Source organism: Macellibacteroides sp., assembly GCF_050251695.1.
Lineage (GTDB): Bacteria > Bacteroidota > Bacteroidia > Bacteroidales > Tannerellaceae > Macellibacteroides > Macellibacteroides fermentans.
In genome coordinates this window covers 1-4,319 of the sequence record NZ_JBFWMI010000158.1, presented here as the reverse complement: position 1 = coordinate 4,319, position 4,319 = coordinate 1, and the positions used below count along the sequence as shown (strand labels likewise).

Below are 4,319 nucleotides of genomic sequence, written 5' to 3'. Positions count from 1 at the left end.
ACAAATGATTAACAAAAATCGATACGATGAAAAAGTTTTACACAATGGAAAATTTTCTGAAAAGCGGGTACTACAACATACCCCGTTTGATTTTAGACAGCGAGCGAAGCAGCTGCGAGAAGACAGCCCTCAGAGCCAGAATCTTGCGCTACTTTTACGAAAAGGTCTATTTTGCAAAGGGCGAGGTAGTGTTCAACGGCAGAAAATACCTTTGTTTCAGAGGAGAATTTATAGCCAGCCAAAGAGAACTGGCCGAATATTTCAACCTGGATCGCCAACAGTGGACACGCATCATGACCGATTTCCAAAGTGAAAGCATACTGAAAATCGAACGCGTGAGAGGAGGATCCCGCTTCTCCATAGTGGGGTACGACTGCATTGTGGGTAAGAAAAGTGCCCAGTACAAGCAGGCTAACGGTGGCGATAAAGCAGCAGAAGAGGCAGCTCCCAAAGCCAAGAAGGCGAAACTGGGAGTCTCGGTAGAGAACTACTACCCCGAGCATCATGTAAAGGGTTGCTACATTCCAAAGCTGGAAATTGATTTAAGTAAAATACCTGAATTTCAGGAAAAAAACACGGATAAGTAATTGCGAAAAAAACCATCTTCCGATGGATACTCTGCAGGTTGAATATCGGAAGGTAAATGTAAATAAAACAAAAACAGGAAAAAACGAAAGGCAGGGAGGCGCGACCAGGCAATTTGTTACTACTGAAACAAAACAGAATTAGTATGAAAACAGAAAATATTGGATTCAAAAACGAACTAAGTTTCGTATGCGCTCTCCTTACCGGAGTAGCCGAAAGCAGTCAGGTTTATCCCCGCGTTACAGCAGAAATGCTTACAAGCCGCGAACTGGCTTTGATCTACAAAGGGATTATCGAGCTTTTCAACAAAGGAAAAGCCATGGACTACACCCTGTTGGAGCACGAGATGCGTGCCCTGGACCACGAGCTATATGCCGAGATGAACGGACTAAATTACGTGGGAGACGGACTTCTTTCTGTGGTTGATGATGTTCACGTTACCACCTATGCCGACCTGATTGTGGAAGAGTATCAGCGTAACAGCCTGCGTCTGCTGGCCATGGAGATTTCAGGCAAGTGTGGAAGTAGAGACATACCGGTAGAGCAAATCCTACAGTTGGCAAACAGTAAGCTGGAAGAGATTGCCGGCCTGGGTGTAAACAGCACCAGTACCCGACAGATCAGTGAAATCGGTCAGGAGGTGGTTGCCCGCCACACCCGATTGTTGGAAAACGGCGGTACTTCGGTGGGTTATTCCACCGGCCTTAAAGGAATGGACGATATTATGGGCGGCTTTATGAGGGGCGAGGTTACCATTGCCTCGGCGCTTACCTCCCACGGCAAAACGGCTATTTCTCTTTTCATGGCGGTTCAGATTGCACTTAAAAAAATACCGGTTTATATCATCTCGTTGGAGATGAGCATGGAACAGCTATACGGTCGTATCCTGATGTCCATGTCGGACATTTCGCCGGAGAACCTGCGTATGCACGGACTCACCGAAACAGAGATTGCCGTGGCCAAAAGCCTGAACGAAGATACGCTGCGGAAACTTCCCATCTACATCGATTACATTGCAGCAGCACGCCCCGAGGATATCCGCGCCAAAGTAAAGCTGGCTCGCAAGCGCAAACAATGTGACTTCCTGATTCTGGACTATATCAACCAGTTGGATACGGGCCATGCTCAAGGCGAGAACCTGGCTACTTCGTTGGGCCACGCCATGAAGCGCATCAAGGATCTGGCAGTAGAGGAAAACATCCCAGCCTTAGTTTTGGCACAGATGAACCGCGAGATTGAGAAGCGGAACGACAACTACAAGCACAAGCTGAGCGACCTGCGCGACTCCGGGGTACTGGAACAGGCGGCGGACGTGGTATTCTTTATCAACCGCCCCGAGCTGCAGGGCAATGGTAAAGGCGAAGATGGCGAATCCATGGTGGGCATTGGCAACATCAACATCCTGAAGAACCGTAACGGTGCCACCGGAACTACAAAATTCCGCTATAATAACCACATGACCCGCATCTCCGACTATTGAGAATCATGAACGACAACAGCAAAGAAGAGATAGCGAAGCTGAAGGAGGCCGTGAACATCGAAGATGTGATAGGTACCTACGTGGAGTTGGAGTACAAATTAGGAGGTAAGTGTTTAGGATTATGCCCTTTCCACGACGACTCCACCCCCTCCATGCACGTACACACCGGAAAGCAGATCTTTAAATGTTTTGCCTGCAACGAAGGCGGTGATGTGATCGCCTTTATCAGCAAAATAAAATCGTGCACCTTTGCCGAGGCTGTTAATCTGTTGCGCCAGGAATGGTGCAACGGATCAACCCCTCCGCAACAACACATCGAACGAAGGGAAAAAGCCAAGGCGCAGAAGCCACCTGCAACACCAGCGCAGCTTGCCGCCATGGAAACCGAAAACGTAAAGTTCATGCGGTCGATGTATGGACACCATCCCGCCCTGGCCCGTATACATGAGGTAAAGTTGGACGACCACAGCTGGATGGATGGCAACAAATACCACCCCGACTGCGATGGCATTACCCAGACCTATGTGGACTTCGAGGTTGGTCAGGCAAAAAGTACGGTGCCCGGCGCATTTAAAGCCATGAGGGGACGGATTGTATTCCCCATCCGCGACGAAAACAACCGGCTGGTTGCCTTTGCAGGGCGCACCACCCAGACCATCACGGACGAAAACAGGAGTTACACCCCTAAGTACGTAAACAGCCAGACAAGCGACTTATACAACAAAAGCCGCACCCTGTACGGCTTGCATCTGGCGGGGGAGCCCATACGTACCGAGACCTTTGCCTTCCTGACCGAAGGCTACAAAGACACCCTGGCCATGGTGGCAGCAGGATTTAAGAACACCGTTGCCCAGTGCGGCGCCGCATTTACCGACGATCATGCCGAACTGCTGAAGCGTTACACCAAACGCGTAGCCGTACTGATGGATGCCGACGACCGCGGTCGCGAGATAGCAGCCGCAGCCATCGCCGTACTCCATCGCCACGGCATGCAGACCAGCGAGTTACTTCTCCCACCCGGCGAAGACCCCGACTCCCTCTTCCGCCGCCTGGGAAAACAAGCCTTCCGCACCATCGTTGCAGAATCCCAACTTACCGGGCACCTGCAAGCGATTAAGGAAAGCACCGGAATGGATTTGGCAAATATGTGTACGGAAGGAAGCGGTAACAGCGAATTAATCCGGATGAACGGAGAGGAAATGACCGATCCGCTTTATGATCCGGAGGCAAATGGCGCAAATGGAAACAACGAACTGAGTTTAATGCAAAGCGATCGCCCCCGACTGATGGCCCGGGAGCAGGAACTGCAACACCAAATGCGAAAGCTGGGAAGCAAACGTTTCCTTTTCGGTCAGGGACCAGAGCGAATGCAAATCAACACAGAGTTGATGAAGCTCCGCTCCCAACTCTCCGAAGTAAGCAAACAACTAAACAGACCCGTAGTCTGGTATAAATAAAAAAGGCACCGGTCGGGTAAAATCTAACAATGTCAGAAATTACAACACCCCGACCGGTCGCCTTAAATACAAATATTATTTCTATAAAATGAATTTATATTATATATAGTTCCCTTTAGATTCGTTCTTAAATATCAATAAACAATATGAAAAAAATAATTAATATACAGAATCCATATTTAGAGTTATTAAACACACAGTTAATATCCAACTAAAATAAATCTTTATTATTTAACAAAATGAATGAAACAATTTTTGATCTTTCAAAAAACAAATTACTTTTGTAAATAAATTTGAGAATTATCTCAATAAAACAATAATGATGAGTAAAGAATACAACTTCGACAATCAAGAAGAAACATCTAAAGCGTTATGTCCAGCTTTAAACTATTATAGAAATTCAGTATATAAAACTAAGGAAATGAATTTATTTCCTGAAGAAAAGGTGGAGGTAGAAGATAATGACATTAGAGTTGTAGAATTATTTGCAGGAGTTGGAGGATTCCGGATTGGTTTAGAACGTGCTAATTCACATTTTAAGACTGTATGGAGCAATCAATGGGAGCCTTCAACTAAACGTCAAGATGCTTCGATTATATACTGTCATCGATTTGGACTTGAAGGTCATAGCAACGATGATATTAACATTGTGAGGACAGAGGACATTCCGGACTGTAACATGCTTGTCGGAGGTTTCCCTTGTCAAGATTATTCTGTTGCCACTACTTTAAAAAACTCAAAAGGCATTGAAGGGAAAAAAGGGGTTCTATGGTGGGAGATATATAGAATTCTTAGTG

General features: G+C 46.7%; 4 protein-coding genes. All 4 read left to right on the top strand.

Annotated features, from left to right (window positions below; all coding sequences use genetic code 11):
* The first annotated feature begins 26 nt into the window (after nt 1–26).
* Entirely contained in the window at nt 27–587 is a 561-nt protein-coding gene (locus AB7E53_RS14395) for a hypothetical protein (protein WP_446776465.1), read from the top strand.
* A 143-nt stretch (nt 588–730) separates the two neighbouring features.
* Nucleotides 731–2,065, top strand: coding sequence for a replicative DNA helicase (locus AB7E53_RS14390; protein WP_446776463.1), 1,335 nt, complete (start codon nt 731–733; stop codon nt 2,063–2,065).
* Nucleotides 2,066–2,070: 5 nt separating this feature from the next.
* Complete coding sequence (locus tag AB7E53_RS14385) at nt 2,071–3,522, top strand: CHC2 zinc finger domain-containing protein (protein ID WP_446776461.1); 1,452 nt, start codon at nt 2,071–2,073, stop codon at nt 3,520–3,522.
* A gap of 319 nt (nt 3,523–3,841) precedes the next feature.
* Nucleotides 3,842–4,319, top strand: a 478-nt coding sequence (dcm, locus tag AB7E53_RS14380) for a DNA (cytosine-5-)-methyltransferase (protein ID WP_446776460.1), incomplete at its 3' end; no start/stop codon positions are given.